Annotated in this window: 20 protein-coding genes; 9 read left to right on the plus strand and 11 right to left on the minus strand. The window is 61.4% G+C overall.

Features of this window, described 5'->3' with window-relative positions:
- Positions 1 to 142 precede the first annotated feature (142 nt).
- Positions 143 to 1,216: an AraC family transcriptional regulator gene (locus ACZ5C3_RS08215; RefSeq protein WP_464044639.1), complete on the minus strand. Its 1,074-nt coding sequence runs from the start codon at positions 1,214 to 1,216 to the stop codon at positions 143 to 145.
- Positions 1,217 to 1,273: 57 nt separating this feature from the next.
- Here ACZ5C3_RS08215 and ACZ5C3_RS08220 point away from each other — a divergent pair, with 57 nt between their 5' ends.
- Positions 1,274 to 2,248, plus strand: coding sequence for an oxidoreductase (locus ACZ5C3_RS08220; protein WP_464036755.1), 975 nt, complete (start codon positions 1,274 to 1,276; stop codon positions 2,246 to 2,248).
- Positions 2,249 to 2,264: 16 nt separating this feature from the next.
- Here the strand turns inward: ACZ5C3_RS08220 and ACZ5C3_RS08225 are convergent, their stop codons facing one another.
- On the minus strand, positions 2,265 to 3,155 hold the full coding sequence (locus tag ACZ5C3_RS08225) for a LysR family transcriptional regulator (protein ID WP_464044640.1): 891 nt from the start codon (positions 3,153 to 3,155) through the stop codon (positions 2,265 to 2,267).
- A 78-nt stretch (positions 3,156 to 3,233) separates the two neighbouring features.
- On the opposite strand from ACZ5C3_RS08225, the gene ACZ5C3_RS08230 reads away from it, so the two are divergent.
- On the plus strand, positions 3,234 to 4,007 hold the full coding sequence (locus tag ACZ5C3_RS08230) for an MBL fold metallo-hydrolase (RefSeq protein ID WP_464036759.1): 774 nt from the start codon (positions 3,234 to 3,236) through the stop codon (positions 4,005 to 4,007).
- A 38-nt stretch (positions 4,008 to 4,045) separates the two neighbouring features.
- Here the strand turns inward: ACZ5C3_RS08230 and ACZ5C3_RS08235 are convergent, their stop codons facing one another.
- A complete protein-coding gene (locus tag ACZ5C3_RS08235) occupies positions 4,046 to 4,396 on the minus strand; it encodes a hypothetical protein (protein ID WP_464036761.1) in 351 nt (116 codons plus the stop codon).
- Between the two features lie 80 nt (positions 4,397 to 4,476).
- On the opposite strand from ACZ5C3_RS08235, the gene ACZ5C3_RS08240 reads away from it, so the two are divergent.
- The 4 genes from ACZ5C3_RS08240 (at position 4,477) to ACZ5C3_RS08255 (ending at position 7,582) form a co-directional block, all read left to right on the plus strand.
- A complete protein-coding gene (locus ACZ5C3_RS08240; RefSeq protein WP_464036763.1) occupies positions 4,477 to 5,019 on the plus strand; it encodes a TetR/AcrR family transcriptional regulator in 543 nt (180 codons plus the stop codon).
- Between the two features lie 174 nt (positions 5,020 to 5,193).
- Positions 5,194 to 6,348 carry a DJ-1/PfpI family protein gene (locus ACZ5C3_RS08245; RefSeq protein WP_464036765.1) on the plus strand — a complete coding sequence of 385 codons (1,155 nt, stop codon included), beginning with the start codon at positions 5,194 to 5,196 and terminating at the stop codon, positions 6,346 to 6,348.
- 185 nt (positions 6,349 to 6,533) lie between these two features.
- The gene (locus ACZ5C3_RS08250; protein ID WP_464036767.1) at positions 6,534 to 7,319 is read left to right on the plus strand and encodes a DUF899 domain-containing protein; all 786 of its coding nucleotides are present in this window, start codon (positions 6,534 to 6,536) and stop codon (positions 7,317 to 7,319) included.
- 62 nt (positions 7,320 to 7,381) lie between these two features.
- Positions 7,382 to 7,582, plus strand: a complete 201-nt coding sequence (locus tag ACZ5C3_RS08255; RefSeq protein WP_464036768.1) for a hypothetical protein — start codon at positions 7,382 to 7,384, stop codon at positions 7,580 to 7,582.
- Positions 7,583 to 7,617: 35 nt separating this feature from the next.
- Here ACZ5C3_RS08255 and ACZ5C3_RS08260 read toward each other — a convergent pair whose 3' ends face one another.
- Positions 7,618 to 8,043 (minus strand): GNAT family acetyltransferase, encoded by a 426-nt coding sequence (locus ACZ5C3_RS08260; RefSeq protein WP_464036770.1) that lies wholly within the window; start codon positions 8,041 to 8,043, stop codon positions 7,618 to 7,620.
- Between the two features lie 188 nt (positions 8,044 to 8,231).
- A complete protein-coding gene (locus tag ACZ5C3_RS08265; protein WP_464038289.1) occupies positions 8,232 to 8,897 on the minus strand; it encodes a peroxiredoxin-like family protein in 666 nt (221 codons plus the stop codon).
- 153 nt (positions 8,898 to 9,050) lie between these two features.
- Between ACZ5C3_RS08265 and ACZ5C3_RS08270 the strand changes: the two genes are divergently transcribed.
- On the plus strand, positions 9,051 to 9,932 hold the full coding sequence (locus ACZ5C3_RS08270; protein WP_464036772.1) for a LysR family transcriptional regulator: 882 nt from the start codon (positions 9,051 to 9,053) through the stop codon (positions 9,930 to 9,932).
- A 5-nt stretch (positions 9,933 to 9,937) separates the two neighbouring features.
- Here the strand turns inward: ACZ5C3_RS08270 and pdxR are convergent, their stop codons facing one another.
- A complete protein-coding gene (gene pdxR, locus ACZ5C3_RS08275; protein ID WP_464044641.1) occupies positions 9,938 to 11,401 on the minus strand; it encodes a MocR-like pyridoxine biosynthesis transcription factor PdxR in 1,464 nt (487 codons plus the stop codon).
- Between the two features lie 133 nt (positions 11,402 to 11,534).
- On the opposite strand from pdxR, the gene ACZ5C3_RS08280 reads away from it, so the two are divergent.
- Both ACZ5C3_RS08280 and ACZ5C3_RS08285 read left to right on the plus strand, forming a co-directional pair.
- The gene (locus tag ACZ5C3_RS08280; protein WP_464036774.1) at positions 11,535 to 12,788 is read left to right on the plus strand and encodes an MFS transporter; all 1,254 of its coding nucleotides are present in this window, start codon (positions 11,535 to 11,537) and stop codon (positions 12,786 to 12,788) included.
- A 32-nt stretch (positions 12,789 to 12,820) separates the two neighbouring features.
- A complete protein-coding gene (locus ACZ5C3_RS08285) occupies positions 12,821 to 13,474 on the plus strand; it encodes an FMN-binding negative transcriptional regulator (RefSeq protein ID WP_464036775.1) in 654 nt (217 codons plus the stop codon).
- Here the strand turns inward: ACZ5C3_RS08285 and ACZ5C3_RS08290 are convergent.
- The 5 genes from ACZ5C3_RS08290 to ACZ5C3_RS08310 form a co-directional block, all read right to left on the minus strand.
- Positions 13,471 to 14,349, minus strand: a complete 879-nt coding sequence (locus ACZ5C3_RS08290; RefSeq protein WP_464036777.1) for a sigma-70 family RNA polymerase sigma factor — start codon at positions 14,347 to 14,349, stop codon at positions 13,471 to 13,473. The genes ACZ5C3_RS08285 and ACZ5C3_RS08290 overlap by 4 nt on opposite strands.
- The gene (locus ACZ5C3_RS08295) at positions 14,336 to 14,800 is read right to left on the minus strand and encodes a carboxymuconolactone decarboxylase family protein (protein WP_464036779.1); all 465 of its coding nucleotides are present in this window, start codon (positions 14,798 to 14,800) and stop codon (positions 14,336 to 14,338) included. Before ACZ5C3_RS08295 ends, ACZ5C3_RS08290 begins: the two co-directional genes overlap by 14 nt.
- A gap of 50 nt (positions 14,801 to 14,850) precedes the next feature.
- Positions 14,851 to 15,261, minus strand: coding sequence for a cupin domain-containing protein (locus ACZ5C3_RS08300; protein WP_464038291.1), 411 nt, complete (start codon positions 15,259 to 15,261; stop codon positions 14,851 to 14,853).
- 27 nt (positions 15,262 to 15,288) lie between these two features.
- Entirely contained in the window at positions 15,289 to 16,044 is a 756-nt protein-coding gene (locus tag ACZ5C3_RS08305) for an SDR family oxidoreductase (protein ID WP_464038292.1), read from the minus strand.
- 318 nt (positions 16,045 to 16,362) lie between these two features.
- On the minus strand, positions 16,363 to 17,847 hold the full coding sequence (locus tag ACZ5C3_RS08310; RefSeq protein WP_464036780.1) for a chlorohydrolase family protein: 1,485 nt from the start codon (positions 17,845 to 17,847) through the stop codon (positions 16,363 to 16,365).
- Positions 17,848 to 17,898: the final 51 nt, after the last annotated feature.

Below are 17,898 nucleotides of genomic sequence, written 5' to 3' on the forward strand. Positions count from 1 at the left end.
TATCCTCATCCGATATCAGCCGTATACCCCCGTTAACCAAGCGCCATGCAGGTTTGACCAAAGCAAGGCGAGAGGATGAAAAGGCGTGGAGGGATTGTGGCAGGAACTTCGCGAGCCGCAGCATTTGCTGCGTCGTGTTGGGTTACAACGTGTCGCTTGCCTGCAGCATGGCAATTGTCTGGAGCGCGTTGGTCTGCTGTGAAGCGCTCGCGCGCGAAGCGGTGCGATAGCGCTTAGGCGCGTGGCCCTTTGCGCGTTTGAAGGCGTTGCTGAACGCGCTTTCCGATGTGTAGCCCAGCGCAAATGCAATGGTCGAGACCGGTTGCTCGGTTTCGCGCAGGTCGCGCTCCGCCAGATGCATCCGCCATGCAAGCAAATAGGCGAGCGGCGCGACGCCAACGAGCGTCTTGAAGCGCAGCGCGAACGTCGTGCGCGACATGCCGGCGGCCTTCGCCAGTTCTCCCAGTGTCCACGCGCGCGCTGGTTCGCCGTGCATCAGCCGCATCGCCACTGCGATGCGCTCGTCGCCAAGGCCTTTCAGCCATCCGCCGGCCAGCGGCCCCGCTGTTTCAAGGTGCGCGCGCAGCGCCTGCACGAACATCAGTTGTGCAAGCTGCGTAGTCACCAGCAAGCCGCCGGGATGATCCTCGTTCATCTCGCGCACGAGCTGTTTTACCAGCCATTGCAGCACAGCGGCTTCGTTCGAGGTATGACGCACGTGAACCATCGGCGGCAGCACGTCGAGCAGCAACGCCTGACGTGATGGATCGAGCGTGACGTGACCGCCGAGCATGACGAAGTCATAATTGTCGCCGATGCGCGCGATACCTTTAATCTTGTCGGCGAAGGCCGTTTTTGCGTCCAGCGGCGCAAGCTTCGGATCCGTGGTGAGCACGAACGGGTGTTTGCCGTCCACGACGATCACGTCGCCGGTGTCGAGCCGGATCGGCGGCCGGTCTTCGAACAGCATCAGGCAACTGCCTTCCGCGAGCGCCATCACTTTGACGGCGTCGGGCCTTCTGAAATGCAGCGACCAGGCCCCGCCGGCGATCAGGCCCCCGGACATTACGCAGCGGGCCTCCAGCAGATCGAGGATTTCGGACATTGGGTCAGAAGAACCGGGGTCCGAAGAACTGGGGTCGGAGGAACCGGCATCGGAATTGGGGGTGGAATTCATGCCCGTACGATCGCGCAAGAAATCGGGATTTACAAGCATTCAGAATCCCGCAGGGCCGGATTATCAGCCTCTCCGACATTTATCGGAGATCACACCATGTTCACACCGCAAGTTCCCCTCGGTTCAGGCTTCGGAGCCGCCACCGCCGCCAGCGACGTCATCAACGGCTATGATCTCAGCGGCAAGACCGCGATCGTCACGGGCGGCTATGCCGGGCTAGGGCTTGAGACCACAAAGACGCTGCTTGCCGCCGGGGCGCAGGTCATCGTGCCGGTGCGCGATCCGGAGAAGGCGCGGCGGACGCTCGCGTCTGTGCCCGGCGTCGAACTCGGCGCGCTCGACCTGATGGACCCATTGTCCATCGATACGTTTGCCGAACGCTTTCTCGCCTCCGGCCGTGCGCTGCATCTGCTCATCAACAATGCGGGCATCATGGGCAATCCGCTGACACGTGATGCCCGCGGATACGAGTCGCAATTCTCCACCAATCATCTCGGGCATTTTCAACTCACCGCGCGGCTATGGCCTGCACTCAGGAAGGCCAATGGTGCGCGCGTGGTGGAATTGTCCTCGCGCGGGCATATGCGTGGCGCGGTCGATTTCGGCGATCCCAATTTCGAACGCCGTGCATACGAGCGATGGGCTGCTTACGGCCAGTCCAAATCGGCCAACATCCTGTTCCCGCTGGCGCTCGATACGCGCGGTGCGGCGCATGGCGTGCGGGCGTTCTCCGTGCATCCCGGCGGCATCATCACGGATCTCGCAAAATATATGTCGCCGGAGGAAATCCGCGCCACGGGTCACGTCGATGATCAAGGCCGTCCCATCATCGATCCGTCGCGCGGAATGAAGACTGTCGAGCAGGGCGCTGCCACCACCATCTGGTGCGCGACGAGTTCTCAGCTCGACGGCAAGGGCGGTGTTTATTGCGAGAACTGCGACATCGCCCAAGCTGTGCCTGCGGATTCTAAGGAGCCATCCGGTGTCCGCCCCTGGGCGACCGATCCGGAGTTTGCGGATCGTCTCTGGAGTCTCAGTGAGAAACTGACCGGCGTGACGTTCAAAGTCTAAGCACGCCGCGCGCTGTTCACGGCTCCTCGAACAGCGCGCGCTCGTCGACAAACACCTGCGTGAGAAATTCGCTGATGCTGCGGATCGCCGGGTCGCGCGCATCGTGCCGCCGCGTGATGAGCCAGAGCTCACGCGGCGGTGGCGTCTTGCCGAGAGCGCAGAGCACGAGCTTGTCGTCCGCACGGCCGATGAAGTGCGGCAGCATGGCGATGCCGGCACCCGCGCGCGCGGCAGCAGCCTGTGCGACCTGATTGTCGGTACGGAACGCGACGCGGGCGCGCGGGAATTGCCGCGTCAACGACAGCGCATCGGGGATCGACGCATTGGCTTCGTCGAAGCCGACGAATACAGGCGATGCGCCATCCGCAATGCGTCGTCGCCATTTCGCTGTGCCGTAGAAGCCAAAACTGAATGTCACGAGGCGCTTGGCGATCAGGTCGCCGTCATCCGGGCGTGCCAGCCGCAACGCGATGTCCGCCTCGCGTCGCTCCAGGCTGACATTGCGGATATCGGTGGCCACTTCAACGTCGAGGCGCGGAAGTTTATCGGTCAGCGTCGCGAGGCGCGCGACGAGAAATCCCTGCGCAAGTCCGGGCGTGCTGCTGACGCGTACCAGTCCCTTGGGCTCACCGTCCGCGCCGCCACGACTGAGCGTCGCCGCGGCCGTCTCCATCTCGATCGCGGCGCCGAGCGCGCGCGTGCCCGCAGGCGTCAGCACGTATCCGTCGGGCCGCCGCTCCACCAGCTTTTCATCCAGCGCGCGTTCAAGTGCTGCGATCCGCCGTGCGATGGTGGCGTGATTGACGCCGAGCGCCCGCGCTGCCGCCGAAAGGCTGCCGTGGCGCGCGAGTGCCACAAAGATGCGGACGTCCTCCCAGTCGAGGCCTGTGCGAATCTGATCAGCCATTGAGAGATTTTAGCGAATTTTCTCACAGGTGGCGACGGCTTAATTCATGTCCATCGACATACTCAAGGACACCGCGTCATGACTGCATCGCCCCTCACACTCACTCTTATCGGCGGCCCGACCGCGCTCATCGAAGTCGGCGGCTTCCGTCTGCTCACCGATCCGACTTTCGATCCGCCCGGGCTTTATCAAGAGACACCGGTCCACTTCGAGAAGACCTCTGGTCCCGCGCTGTCGGTGAAGGAGATCGGCAAGCTCGACGCGGTGCTGCTGAGCCATGATCATCACTTTGACAATCTCGATCACTCAGGCCGCGCAATGCTGCCGACAGTGGGCGTGACCTACACCACCAAGGCCGGGCAGGGACGTCTTGGCGGCAACGCGGTTGGCCTTGCGCCGTTCGAGACGACGACGCTGCAAGGCGCGAACGGCCGAAATCTGTTTGTCACCGCAGCGCCTGCGCGTCACGGGCCGGTGGGCATCGAGCCACTGTCAGGCGATGTGGTCGGCTTCCTGCTCGGCATCGAAAAGCCGGGCGATGCGATCTATGTCACCGGCGACACGGTCTGGTACGAGGGCACGGCGGAAGTGGCGCGGCGTTTTTCGCCGAAAGTGGTGATGCTGTTCACTGGCGCTGCCGAGCCGCGCGGCCGCTTCCACATGACCATGGACAGCAACGATGCGCTGGAAGCCGAGCGGGCGTTCCCGAATGCGGCCATCGTCGCCGTGCATAACGAAGGCTGGGTACACTTCAAGGAAAGCCCGGAGCAACTGGCGGATGCGTTCACCAAGCTCGGCGTCGCTCCGCGGCTCCGCACGCTCGAACGCGGCAAGCCGATGACGTTCGATTGACGCGCAATATCATGCGTTGATGCGGCGTCATCGCCGCATCAATAGCCTGCGGCGGCGAGCGCGGTGACCGCTCCCATCGCCATCCAGCCGAAATGCTTGCCGCGCGTGGCATAAGCATTTGCTGCCGCGCCAAACGCGTAAGTCACTGCCACCGTGGCGACGATCCAGTGGCGCGCGGTGTCGGAAGCGACATAAGGTGCTGCGATCAGCAGCACGCCGCCGCCGAGCCAGGCCACGGTGCTGCATTGCCAGACCAGGCGAAGCAGGGTGCGCAGGCGCGGGGGCTCGATGGTGGCGCGGGCGAACACTTTGGTTTCGCCCAGCACGCCATGGATGATTGAGACCACGATCGCGGCGACGCCGGCACATTGCAGAAGAAAATCTTGCATTGAAGGATCCTCCATACAGTGGTGTATGGATGCTGCACCTGCCGTTGCCTTCTGTCAATACACTCCTGTATGGTGGTTGCATGACAGACCAGTTGTCTGCAACCGATTGGCTCGATGCCGGGCTGAAAGCGCTGGCGGCAAGCGGCGTCGCGGCGCTGAAGGCCGATCCGCTGGCGAAGGCGCTCGGCGTCTCGCGCGGCAGTTTCTATTGGCATTTCCGCGATGTGGAGGCGTACCACACGGCGGTGCTGGCGCGCTGGCGCGATATCGCCACCGAGCGGATTATCGCCAACGTTGAAAAACATGCAGACGCTGCAGAAGGCGTGGAATATCTGCTTCGCGGTGCATTCGCGGCGCGCTCCGATCTCGAAGTCGCGATACGGAGCTGGGCCACCCACGATGCCGCCGCGCGCAAAACTGTGCGCGAGATCGACCAGCGGCGCATGTCCTATATCGAGGCGCTGCTGAAACGCGCAGGCATTGCGACGGACATCGCTCGCGCGCGGGCGCAAATTCTCTTCTGGGCGTTTCTGGGATTCGAGCTGTCGGACAAGCCGCTGCCCGCAAAGGAGCGCGAGCGGCTGATCGAGGAACTGATCCGCGTCGGTGGGACGCACGGCTAAAGCGCGCAGTTCTGGAACCTTTTGGCGGAAACTGCGCGTTGTTTGTCCGATCCGCATGGGTCAATGGTGGCATCATCGGCCGACCTCAAAAGAGGTCTCAGGCTTATTTTGACGCGTTTTCTTCACGCGAACCGGTACCCACTTCGCTCGAAAACGCTTTGGAAGGAGATCCCCATGCGCAACGCGATTTATATATGTCTCGGCGCGCTCGCGGTTCTGGCCGTCTGCCTGCCGTCGCTGCTGTCTGCGCGCAAGATGCCCATTGCTTCGCCCGCGCCTGAGCGCATCGCATCCGATGAACACCAGAAGGCCGTCGAGGCCTTGAAGCCGCCGAAGCGCAAGCGCCCAGCCATCGCGCTCATTGCCGCGAACGACGGCACGGAAGTCGCCGACTTCCTCACCGCCTATGGCGTGCTGAAAGAGGCCAACGTTGCGGATGTGACGGTGGTGGCGGATCGGCCTGAGCCGATCCGGCTTTATCCCAGCAGCATCAAGGCCGAGACACAGGCGACCACGGCGGAGTTCGATACGTCTTATCCTGTAGGTGCGGATTATGTCGTGGTGCCCGCGCTGTTGCGGCCGGACGATGCTGCTGTGATTGCGTTTCTCAAGAGCCAGCATGAGAAGGGCGCAACCATTGTGTCGATCTGCAATGGCTCGCTGACAATGGCAGCAGCTGGACTGCTCGACGGGCGCAAGGCCACCGCCCACTGGTACGAGATTGCAGGGATTCAAGCGAGACATCCCACCATGACACGGGTGCGCGATCGCCGTTATGTGGTGGACAACGGAATTGCGACATCTACCGGCATCACCGCTTCGCTGCCGCTGATGGCGACGCTGGTGGAAGCCATCGGCGGGCGCGATGAAGCCGAGAAGGTCGCGGCACGTGTCGGCCTCGACAACTGGGATGCGCGTCACAAGTCGTCCAATTTTAAGCTCACGCTGGAGCACAGGAAGACCTTTATCCGTAACAAGTTGAGCATCTGGCGCGATGAAAACGTGGGCATTCAGCTCGGCGACGGTGTCGATGAGATCGCGCTTGGTTTGATAGCGGATGCTTATGCACGCACGGAGTTGACTGAATTGATTGCGACTAACGGAGCGGGCGGACAGGTGCAAAGCCGGCGCGGCCTCACATTGCTGTTTGATGCACCAGCGAAGAGCGTAGCGTTCGTGGTGGAACCGCCGCCTGACCAGCCGGCGCGCGTGATCGACCGCGAGCTCTCACGCATTGCCACGCGCTACGATACGCCGACCGCAGCCTTTGTGGCGTTGACCATGGAATATCCGTGGGGCGGACCGCAGGCGCGGCTGGTGAAGAACTGAAGTAAAGCCATTGCGATGGATAAATTGCAGTGCGCCGTCTCATCGGCAAGTTGGAATAGCGCCACACTTGTTACTCCCACCGGATGGATGCCCGGTGTCAAAACGATCCTACGAAGAGCAGCGAACCGCGTTGCGCCTCATTTTTGAGGGCTGCAGGTTCGGCCAACCGAGGAGTTTTGATAATCATGACGCATAACGGAAAGGGCGGACACTCCGCCATGCAAACGCCACCGGTCGTCTCGAAGCAAGAATGGGACGCCGCTCACAAGCAGATGCTGGTGAAGGAAAAGGCGCACACCCGCGCGCGTGATGCACTCGCCGCCGAGCGCCGCCGCATGCCATGGATGGCCGTGGAGAAGTCGTACACCTTCGATGGACCCAATGGCAAAGTCAGTCTGCTCGATTTGTTTCAAGGCCGCCGTCAGTTGATCGTCTACCGTGCTTTCTTTGAGCCCGGTGTGCATGGATGGCCGGAGCATGCCTGCATCGGCTGTTCACTTGGCGCTGATCAGGTCTCCAATCTTGCGCATCTGCACGCGCGCGACACCACGCTCGTCTATGCCTCGCGCGCTCCGCAGCCGGATATTCAACGCTTGAAGAAGCGGATGGGCTGGGACCGCATGCCTTGGGTCACCATCACCGACAGCTTCGATGCTGATTTCGGCGTCGATGAATGGCACGGCCACAACGCCTTCATCCGCGACGGCGACCGCATCTTCCGCACCTACTTCATCAACAACCGCGGCGATGAGGCAATGGGCACCGTCTGGAGTTACCTCGATCTCACGGCGCTCGGGCGTCAGGAGGAGTGGGAAGACTCGCCACAGGGTTATCCGCAGGAGCGGACGTACAAGTGGTGGAATTGGAACGACAGTTACGTCGCGGGTGCCGCGCCCGATCCGAGGTGGGTTGAGGTGTCCGACGCTGGAGAAGCGGCCTTCCGCAATAAGGATGCAGGCACGCAACCATGAGACGCGCGTGTTGCGGCAATTCCGGCGGAGAGACGACCCGCCGAAATGTCTCCCCGTTCAGGATGACTGATTTTCTCGCTCTGGCGGCGTCGCCGACTTTCGCCCTTATGGCGGTCCTGACAAGCACGCTCGGTGGCGGTCCGGCGGACACACTCTGCTCAGCGGCGCACGCATCGCCGCTGAGTGGAATGAGCGTGATGTATCTCTTGATGAGCGCGTTTCATGCCGCGCCATGGGTGAGGGTGGTGCGAGATCGGCTGTAGAGCGAAGGTCCGGTATAGGTCAGAGTATGCACCGCTCAGGTCTTGAAGATGCGCTTGCTCATGCTCACGCGTTCTTCAACCTCATATCCGGCCTTCTCGTAGAAGCCCAAAACGGATGTATTCGAGCCGACAACCTGAAGATTGATCTTGATGCAACCCAATGCAGCGAGCCGTTTCTCGGCTTCCTGAATAAGCGCCTGTCCGATCCCTGCGAGACGATGTGACCGCAAAACAGCGATGCGCGAAAGCCAGCCACGGTGACCGTCGTATCCGGCCATCACCGACCCAACGACATGATTGCCTTCGACCGCGATCAGGAGGAGGTCCGGCTGGATCTTCAGCTTTTCGGGAATGGAGATGTGGGCTGCATTCCAGGGTGGGGAATTCGGGAACGCCTCCCGCCAAAGTGCGTCCACACCGTCAAAATGATTGTCTGCGTAGGTTACAATTGAAAACGTCATGCTGGTCCAATCAGGCGCGGCGGGGTCTCGCTTATGTCGATCGGAGCAACAATATTCGTCGATCCATGATGCTTCAAGCTCACTCCAATTCACATCGGTACGAAGGCCCTATGATGGGCGCGCAGCCCCGATCGCAGCCGCCGGGTCGCATCATCATGCGGCCCGGCAGTTGATAACAACCCAGCAGATCACGCAGCTTTGTGCTGGCGAAGCTGTTCGAGCACCGGGAAGATGTCGGACGGTTCGGGCCGACGGGTGTAGTCGGCGTTGACTTCGGCGTAGGCGATCACGCCGTCCTGGCCGATCACGTAACGTGCAGGCATCGGCAGCGTCCAGCTCTCTTCGCCGTTGAACGCAGTCAGGTCAGCACCGAGGGCCTTGTGCACCTCGCGCAGATCATTGGGCAGGGTCCAGCGAACGCCGAACTGCGCGCCGAGATCGCCGCCTCTGTCGCTGAGGATTGGGAAGCCGAGCGCATTCTGCCGCTGCGACTTGCGGCTGTTCGGTGCGGTCTGCTGCGAGATTGCGATCAAGGTCGCGCCGCGTGCTTCGATCTCCGCGCGGGCCGCTTCGAGGGCCACAAGGTCGAAGTTACAATAGGGGCACCAGACACCGCGATAGAAGGTCACTACCAGTGGTCCCTTCGCCAGCAGGGTCTTGGACGAGACCGGGTTGCCGTCCGGATCCGGTAGCGTGAATTCCGGGGCGACGTCGCCAGCCTTCAGGGCCTTACCCGGGGCGGCCGCCGCGATCAGTTCCTCGGTGGCGCGGTGCATCACGTCGACCACGGCCTTCGGCGCAACGTTGTTTTCGAATTCATGTCTGATGGCATCGAGTTTGCCCTGCAGCGGCAGGTCCGAGCTGGCGATCTTGGTCAGAACTTCCTGGAAAGACATCGAACTTCTCCTGTTTGTTTGGGGGCGCGACCAGCGCCGTGTCAGGAACATCGACTTTTCCATTTCAAAGCAGTAGCCAGCCCATATGGCTTTGAGTTATCCATTTTTGATATGAGTGATCATCTGGATGCCCTACGGCTTTTTGTGCGGGTCGCCCACCTCGGCAGCTTTTCCGCGGCCGGGAGGGAGCTCGGCGTGCCGCAATCCTCGGCCTCGCGCACCATCGCGACGCTGGAGCGCGAGGTCGGCGCCTCGCTGCTGATCCGCACCACGCGCGCTGTCACGCTCACTGATGCCGGCACCGATTTCCTCGCGCGGATCGAGCCGATCCTGGCGGACCTTGATGAAGCTGAGCACGCGGCGCGCGGCGACGGCGAGCTGCGCGGGCTGCTGCGGGTCGCGGTCGGCACAGCCATGGCCGTGCGGGTGCTGATTCCGTGTCTCAAGCCTTTTTTGGATCGTCATCCGGCATTGCAAGTCGAGCTGATCCTGGAGGATCAGCGGCAGGATCTGGTGCGGGAAGGTGTCGATGTCGCCATTCGGTTTGGACAATTAACGGACTCCACCGCCATCGCCCGTAAGCTGAAGAGCTGGCCGCGCATCCTCGCTGCGTCACCACTCTACCTGAAGACCGCGCCGCCTTTGATCAAACCAGCGGACCTCGCCGCCCATTCGGTGATCGTGGGGCCGCAAGGCGCTCGCGACTGGACATTCCACAAGGACGGCACCACCACTTCGGTTCGCATCGAGGGGCGTCTCAGGATTCCCGCGCTCGAAGGTGCGTTGACGGCGGCGGCCACCGGCATGGGCATTGTCATGAGCGTGACCGGCGCTTTGCGAAACGAACTGACAAGCGGCACTTTGGTCCGCGTGTTGGAGGACTGGGATTTAGGCTTCGTCGATGTGCATGCGGTGTTCACCGGTGGCCGCGCCGCCAAGCCATCTGTACGCGCGATGGTCGCGCACCTCGCGGAAGCTTTGGCAGAGATCTGACGTATTTAACGTGACAGCGCTTCCGCCACCCGCGCCAGCTCACGGATTCCCCGTTCGATGTCGGCGAGCGGTGTGCTCGCGTAGCCGAGGACAAGCCCGGCCATTTTCGGGCGATCCTTCGATCCGAAAAAAAGCGGGCCCACGGGATAAACGCCGACGCCATTCGCTTTGGCCGCTTCGACAAGTTGGGATTCCTTGTTTCGCGGCACGCCGTGCAGCCAGAGCATGACGTGAAGCCCGGCATCTGCGCCCGAAACGGTAACGCCATTGCCGAAGTGCTTCTTCACCGCTGCGAGCAGCGCCGTTCGGCGCTCGCTGTTTGAACGCCGAACGCGGCGCACATGACGTTCGTACGCGCCGGACTCCAGCATGTCGGCCAAAGCAGATTGGGCGAGGGTGGGCGTATGGCGGTCCGTCAATCGCTTCGCTGCGGAAAACACGGCGGCCAGATGATGGGGCACGACCAGATAGCCAAGACGAAGTTGCGGAGACAGTGTCTTTGAAAGCGTGCCGACGTAGATCACCACGTCTGCACGGTCGAGCGACTGCAACGCTTCCACCGGCCGCGCGTCGTAGCGGTATTCGGAATCGTAGTCATCCTCGATGATGTGAGCGCCTGCACGCGCGGCCCAACTCAGCAACGCCTGCCGGCGGCTGACCGACATGACACCACCAAGCGGATATTGATGGGATGGCGTCACGTAAGCGAGACGTCCTTTCCGCATATCTTCAAGCACGTCCGTTTGCATGCCGTCCTGATCGACCGGAACGGGATGAAGTTTCGCGCCGATGGCTTCGAACACCTGGCGGGCGACCGGATAGCCCGGGTTCTCGACCACCACGGGATCGCCCGGATCGAGCAGAATGCGCGCGCACAGATCCAGCGCCTGTTGGGAGCCGCTCACCACAATGATCTGATCGGCATCACAGCGGATGCCTCTCGCGCGTCCGAGATAACCTTGCAGGGCGTTGCGGAGTTGAGGAAGTCCGGACGGATCAGCATAGCTTAGCCGTGGCTGTTTCTGCAGGAGCGCGTGCACGATGGCGTGCTTCCACGGAAGAGTCGGAAAATCGTCGGACGAGAGATCGCCGTATCTGAAATCGATGGCGGGTGGATCGCCTCGATCGATGAGAGGAAAAGTCAGCACGCGGCGTGCGAATGCCGAAAGATCGCGGGCCGGTGCGCGTGCCGTCGCCGGTTTGGTGGGCGCCAGAACTGGCGGCCGGAATGACGCTGCAACGCGGGTCTTCGACCCTTGTTTGGCTTCAAGATAGCCCTCGGCGATCAGTTGATCGTAGGCGGCAGTGACCGTGGTGCGGGACACACCGAGTTCGGCGGCAAGCGCCCGCGACGAAGGCAACGCTGCGCCGGGAGCATAGAGACCGTCCGTAATCTGCGCCCGCAGATTGCTGCAGATCTGCGCACCCGGTGAACGATCCGCCCGCTGCGCGGCTTTCAGTGTTGTCAACTGGACTACCTGTTTTTCTTAAAACTGGATATGTATTCTGGACCAGTTATCGGGCATTCTCCAGCGGAAATCGGGATTCGAGCGCTGCGTATTCCGGCGTTCGCGACCTGAGTTGTTTTCCCTCCGAGAGACGATGTCCACCGCACTTGAGACGAAGACCAAGAGCCGCCCTCCCATGTTCTATGGGTGGTGGATCGTGGTCGGCTGCCTGCTTGTGGCTGTCGTTGGATGGTCGCTGACCGTCTTCGGAATGGGAGTTTACATTCATGTGCTCGCCGAGCGGCCGGGCTTCTCCATCAGCCTGATCTCAACCGCGGTGACAGTTTCTTATCTGGTGAACGCAGTTCTTCTGATCAGCGTGGGAGCGGCGACCGCACGCTTCGGGCCAAAGCCGGTGATTGGAGCCGGGGCCGTTATCTTGGGTGTCACCGTGCCTGCGTTGGCCTTCTGCCAGCAGGCGTGGCAGGTCTTCCTCGTCTTCGCTGTGATGGGACTGGGCCGAGCGTGTCTGTCGCCGACATCGATCAGCACGACGCTCGCTCCATGGTTCGAGCGGCATCAGGGCCGCGCGGTGTCCATGGCGCTGCTCGGCGCAAGCATCGGCGGAATGATCGGAACGCCTTTGCTGTTGGCTGGCATAGCCGTGTTCGGTGAGCACACGGCGCTGATCCTTGCCGGAGCATCGTCGCTGCTCATTGTGCTGCCGGTGGTATTCTTCGTGTTGAAGCGCACGCCGCAGGAGATGGGGCTGTTGCCGGATGGCGAGACATCTTCGACTGGCAGCACGCAGAAGGCTGAGGCGCTCTGGTCGCGAAGGGGCGCGATGACCACCCGGCACTTCAATTCGCAAATGATCTCATTCGCCCTGAGCTTGATGGTGCAGATCGGTTTCCTGAGCCACCACGTCTCATTGGTCGCGCCGACGCTGGGCGATCACGGCGCATCGATTGCGGTGTCCGCCGCGGCGCTGGCCGCGTTTGTTGGCCGAATTGCGCTTGCTCGGTTCGCCGATCGTGTCGATCTGCGATGGACAACCTGCGGCGTGCTGCTCGTTGCGGCGGCGTCCCTTGCGGCCATGGCGATGACGTCGAACCCGGCAGGCCTGATGATCACCAGCGTATGTTATGGGCTCACGATCGGAAACCTGACGACGCTTTCGCCGATTATTGCGCGTCGCGAGTTTGGCGCTGCATCCTTCGGCGCAGTGTTCGGCGTTGCGGCCTCGGCCATTGCCGTTGCGAGCGCCTTCGGTCCGGGCTTGTTCGGCATCCTGCGCGACACGTTCAATAGTTACGGACCGGCCTTGATCATCGCCGCGATGATGAATTTGATCGCTGCCATCATCATCGTGTGGGGCGGCCGAAAACCTCTTCCTTCGCCACGCTGAACGCGCCTCTCATCCACAATCGGAGTTGCACGATGTATATCCCGCCCGCATTCAAGGACACTGAGCTCGCGGCGATCCACGCAACGATCCGCGGCGCGCGCCTCGCCAATTTTGTCACGTCCACAGCAAGCGGGCTGATTTGCACGCCGCTGCCACTGTTCTTTGACGATCGTGAAGGTGAACACGGTGTTCTGTACGGCCATGTGGCGAAGGCCAACCCGCAATGGAAGGAAACGCCGGTGGGCGAGGCGCTTGCCACCTTCAACGGCCCCGACGCCTATGTCACGCCGTCCTGGTACGTGTCGAAGCGGGAGCACGGCAAGGTCGTCCCGACCTGGAACTATGTGGCCGTCCATGCCTATGGACAGGCCGAGTTCTTCGAGGACACTGACAGGCTTTACGACGTCATCACGCGGCTGACCGACCTTTACGAGCGCCCGCGCGCCGAGGCTGGGCGTACTGAGGCTTGGGCTGTCACAGATGCGCCGGCTGACTTCATCAAGTCGCAGCTGCGCGGCATCGTTGGTCTTCGCATGCCGGTCTCGCGCATCGATGCCAAACGCAAGATGAGCCAGAACCGCAGCGAGGCGGATCGGGCAGGTGTTGCCGCTGGACTAGCTGAAAGCGATCGAGAGTCCGATCGTGTTGTGGCGACGTTGATCCCGCTTGAGCGGTCACCAACTTAATTCTTCAACGCCTTCGTAACGCGCCCCAGCTTATCCGGATTGCGCGTAATGTAGATGGCGATGATGCGGCCGTCTTCGATTTCGAATGCGGTGGTCTGCAGCACGTCGTCGCGCTCGCGGCTGACATAGCCGGGCAGGCCGTCGATCCACATCGGCTGGAGGAACCTCGCGGGCTGCGCGGTGTATTTGCGATAGATGCCTCCGAAAAAGCGCGAGACGCGGCCGCTGCCGAGGATCGGATTGATGGACGCGATCACCTTGCCGCCGCCGTCGGCTTTCAGCACCACGCTGTCGGCCAACATGCTGCGCAACGCATCAACATCGCCGCTCGATGAAGCCTTGAAGAACGCCTGCGCGATGCGGTCGCCTTCAGCGCGATCCACTTGGTAGCGCGGCTTGGCATCGCGCACATGCTTGCGGGCGCGTGCAGCCAACTGGCGGATCGCGGCGGCGTCGCGCTCCAAGGTCAAGGCGACTTCGTCCGCCGGCACCTGGAATACATCACAAAGAAGGAAAGCGGCACGTTCGAGCGGGGAGAGCCGCTCCAGTGCCATCATCAGCGTGAGTGTCAGTTCATCAGCACGCATCTCTTCGTCCTCGGGCTCAGTGATGGGCTCGGGCAGCCATGAACCAACATAGATTTCGCGCCGCGTCCGCGCAGACTTGATGAAGTCGAGGCACAACCGCGTAACAGTGCGGTGGAGAAAGGCAGCAGGCTCGCGCACGTCAGCACGGTCGGCGCGCTGCCAACGCAGCCACGCTTCCTGCACGATGTCTTCGGCGTCCGACATCGAACCAAGCATGCGATAGGCGAGGCGCACCAGCCGTGGCCGGTGCGCTTCGAACTCATTAACTGCAGCATCAGGCTGCGTCACGCGACTCCTCCACCGGGTGCAGCGCGCGGAAGCCGACCTGCAATCGGTTCCAGGTGTTGATCGCGCCGATGGCCAACGTCAGGTTCACTTGTTCGCCCTCCGTGAATTCAGCCTTGATCAGTTCATAGTCGGCGTCAGGTGCGCCAGTTTCTGCCACTAGTGTCAGCGCCTCGGTCCACGCCAGCGCCGCACGTTCCCGCGCTGTGTAGAGGGGAGATTCGCGCCAGGCGTTCAACATGTAAAGCCGCATTTCGCTTTCGCCGTGCTTGCGCAGGTCGGTGGTGTGCATGTGAATACAGAAGGCACATTTGTTGATCTGCGAAGCACGCAGCTTCATTAGCTCCAGCAGGTTATGTTCGAGACCGCTGGCCTGCAAAGCCATTTCCAGGGTGTACATGGCCTTGATGGCAGCGGGAGCGAGCTTGAAGTGGTCGTTCAAACGCGGTGTCATTATGCGATCTCCAAATTGATCGATTCAACAAAGGTATGAGGCGGGCCTGCTCACTTCCGGTAAGGCAGGACCAGGTCTTTCTCGTCGGTGTTGACGATAAACACGGCGAGCAGCTTCGCTGGCTCTGTCGTGCTGGCATTGGCGCTGACGCCGTGGCGGTCGCCCGGATTCTCGGAGAAGTTCTGTCCGGCGCGGTAGGTCGTCACCGGGCCGTCGTTGACCTGGCTGTTGATCGCGCCTTCCAGCACGGTGGCGTAGATGAAGGCGGAGCTTGGATGGGTGTGGGCGTCGGATGATCCGCCGGGCGGATATTCCACCAGCACGCCCCTCATGCTCTTGCCCGGAACGTTCGGCAGAACATGATCGAACACCAGTGTCACTTTGGACTTATCGTCATGCGCCAGCGATGAACTGACCTGCAGGGCAACGAACGCGAGTGCGCAAAGAAGTTTTCTCATGATGTTGGTCTCCAGTGTGATGGATTGTTGTCAGGCGGTTTTCAGTTGCGGGCCCAGCCAGTCCTCGAAGCGGATGGTGCCGAGATGCGGATTGTTGTCCGACACCAGTGAACCGTCGTGCAAAAGCGCGCCGAAGTAACGGGCCTGATCGTCGGTCACGACTTTGCGGGCGTCGCCGAGGGCGGCGAGATAGCTCGCCACCAGATCGCTGAGACGCACGCGCTCGGGACCTGCGATTTCGATGGTGCCGTTCACAGGCTTGCTCAGTGCCACCTCGGCCATGATCTTCGCCACGTCGTCCGAGCTGATTGGCTGCACATGAGCGGGCGACAGCCGCACGGTGTTGCCCTCGGCGCCGGACTGGGCGATGCCGCCGAGGAATTCGAAGAACTGCGTCGAGTGCACAATGGTGTAAGGGATGCCGCCGCCCTTGATCAGCTTTTCCTGCGCGAGCTTGCCGCGGAAATAGCCGCTCTCCTGCAGGCGCTCGGTGCCCACGACCGAGAGTGCGATGTGATGCTGCACGCCCGCAGTGCGTTCTGCGGAGTGCAGGTTGCGGCCAGAGGTCTCGAAAAACTCCAGCACCGCTTTGTCTTCAAACGATGGTGAGTTTGCGAGGTCAATCACGACCTTTGCGCCCTTAAGCGCTTCCGCCAATCCCTCGCCGGTGATCGTGTTGATACCGAGTTTGGGGGCGGCGGCGACCACTTCGTGGCCCGCATTACGCAGGATTTTGACGGTCTTGGAGCCAATGAGCCCCGTGCCACCGATGATTACGATCTTCATGGGCATGGTCTGATCCCTGATAAAGGGCGCCAGCCTCCGGGTGGCTCCCATCGGCGTGCGCATTCGATATCAGGACGAGACAACCCTCGGCCCTGTGACATGGCCGATCAAAAAAACGAAAATATTTTTGGAGTGCGATTTTACCGCTAGGGCGCGGCCAGCTCTCCTCCAAAGTTTCCTTCCAAGCTTGGCTGCAAAATGGCGATAGACGAAATACCGGATGCAAGTGGTTTCTTGAAGGAGCCAGTGTGTTCATGACACTGGCTCCATTGGATTCTTCGATCCAGCTTCTCTCCAAGCTGCGCCTTGCGCACGCAATCAGTGCAGCGGGAACGACCAGGGGCTCGCTTCATCCGCCGAGCGTCCGCGCGGATCCCAATCCTGCACCGTGGACCAGACATGATTGCCTGATTTCTGCGCATCTTCGCGCAACTTGTCGACATCGAGATTCGGGATCACGCCGCCTTCCATGCAGATCTTGCCATTGACGATAACGGTGTCGACGTCGTCGCCCACGCCGCAATCGACAACGCTCTTGATCGGGTCGCGGACAGGTCCGTAGCGTAAGGAGTTCTTGCCCGCGAAGTCGATGATGATGATGTCGGCGAGGGCGCCCTTTGCCAGCTTTCCGAGATCGTCGCGCCCAAGTGATTTCGCGCCACCGAGTGTCGCGGCGGCGAAGACCTCACCTGCGGGCGCCTTGTAATAGTCGTGCCCCATGATCTTGCCCATCAATGAGGCGGTGCGCATGTTCATCATCATGTCGCGGGGATAGGTATCGCTGCCGATCGAGATATTGACGCCGGCTTTCCGATAACGATTCCAGTTGTCGAGGGTGCGTGCCCGCCGCGCGATATTGATCGGGCAGTGCGAGATCGAACATTGATGCGAACCCATCAACTCGAGATCACGCGCGCCCGAATAGTTCAGGTTGGGATTGTCGGCGATCAGGTTGCCGTGCCCGATGTTCAGCGTCGTGCGCAGCATGCCGACTTTGTCGAGCAGCTCAATCGGCGTCATTTGATGTTCGCGGACGATGTCGTGGAATTCGAGAATGCTGTAGGCGGCGTGGGTTGCCATCGGCACTTTCAGTTCGTCGGCGTGTACCAGCGTCTGTTCGAGAAGTTCGACGCTCGATGTCTCGACCTCGCGCGGCACCAGGATGCCGCGGACACGGTCGTCCTGCGTGCCATTGTATTTATGGATGAAATCCACAGCCGTTTTCAGGCCGCGCAGGCCGCCTTCGTTGTCATAGATGCGCTTCAGTCCGCCGCGCGCGTCGCCGACCCACCGGCCGCAATCGTAGCCCGGTCCAAGATAGGCGCGCGTGCCCAATCGTTCGATCTGTTTGTTGAGCGCGAGCTGCACGCTCTCCTGGCTTCCGAATTCCACGAACGTGGTCACACCGTTGCGAAGAAGCTCGGCAACGGTGAAGAGGGCATTCAGGTCAAGAGCCGCGTCGAGTTCCTTGTCACCGGGCTTCAAGTAGCGCGGATCACCGGAGACAGTCTTGCCTTCCTTCGGCACGCTGATTTCGAGAAACGGCTGGCCAAAATAGAGCGGCCGTCCGCTGTCGGTGATCAGGCGATGCGAAGCGCGATGACCGGAGTGGACGTGGGTGTCGATGAAGCCGGGAGCCACGAGTTTGGCGCCGGCATCGATGGTCTTGTCCACGGGGCCGTCGAATGTCTTTCCCACATGAATGATGTGGCGGTCCTCGTAGACCACAACGCCGTCGCGCAACAGGGTATGGCCGCGGCCGTCGTTGGCGACAATCCATTGGGCCTTGATCATCGTTCGCATTTTTTCATGTCCTTTTTCGATGGATGATGTGTTGGGAGAAAACTGAGGAGA

The sequence above is a fragment of the Afipia dichlorophenoxyacetatis genome (genome assembly GCF_055386385.1).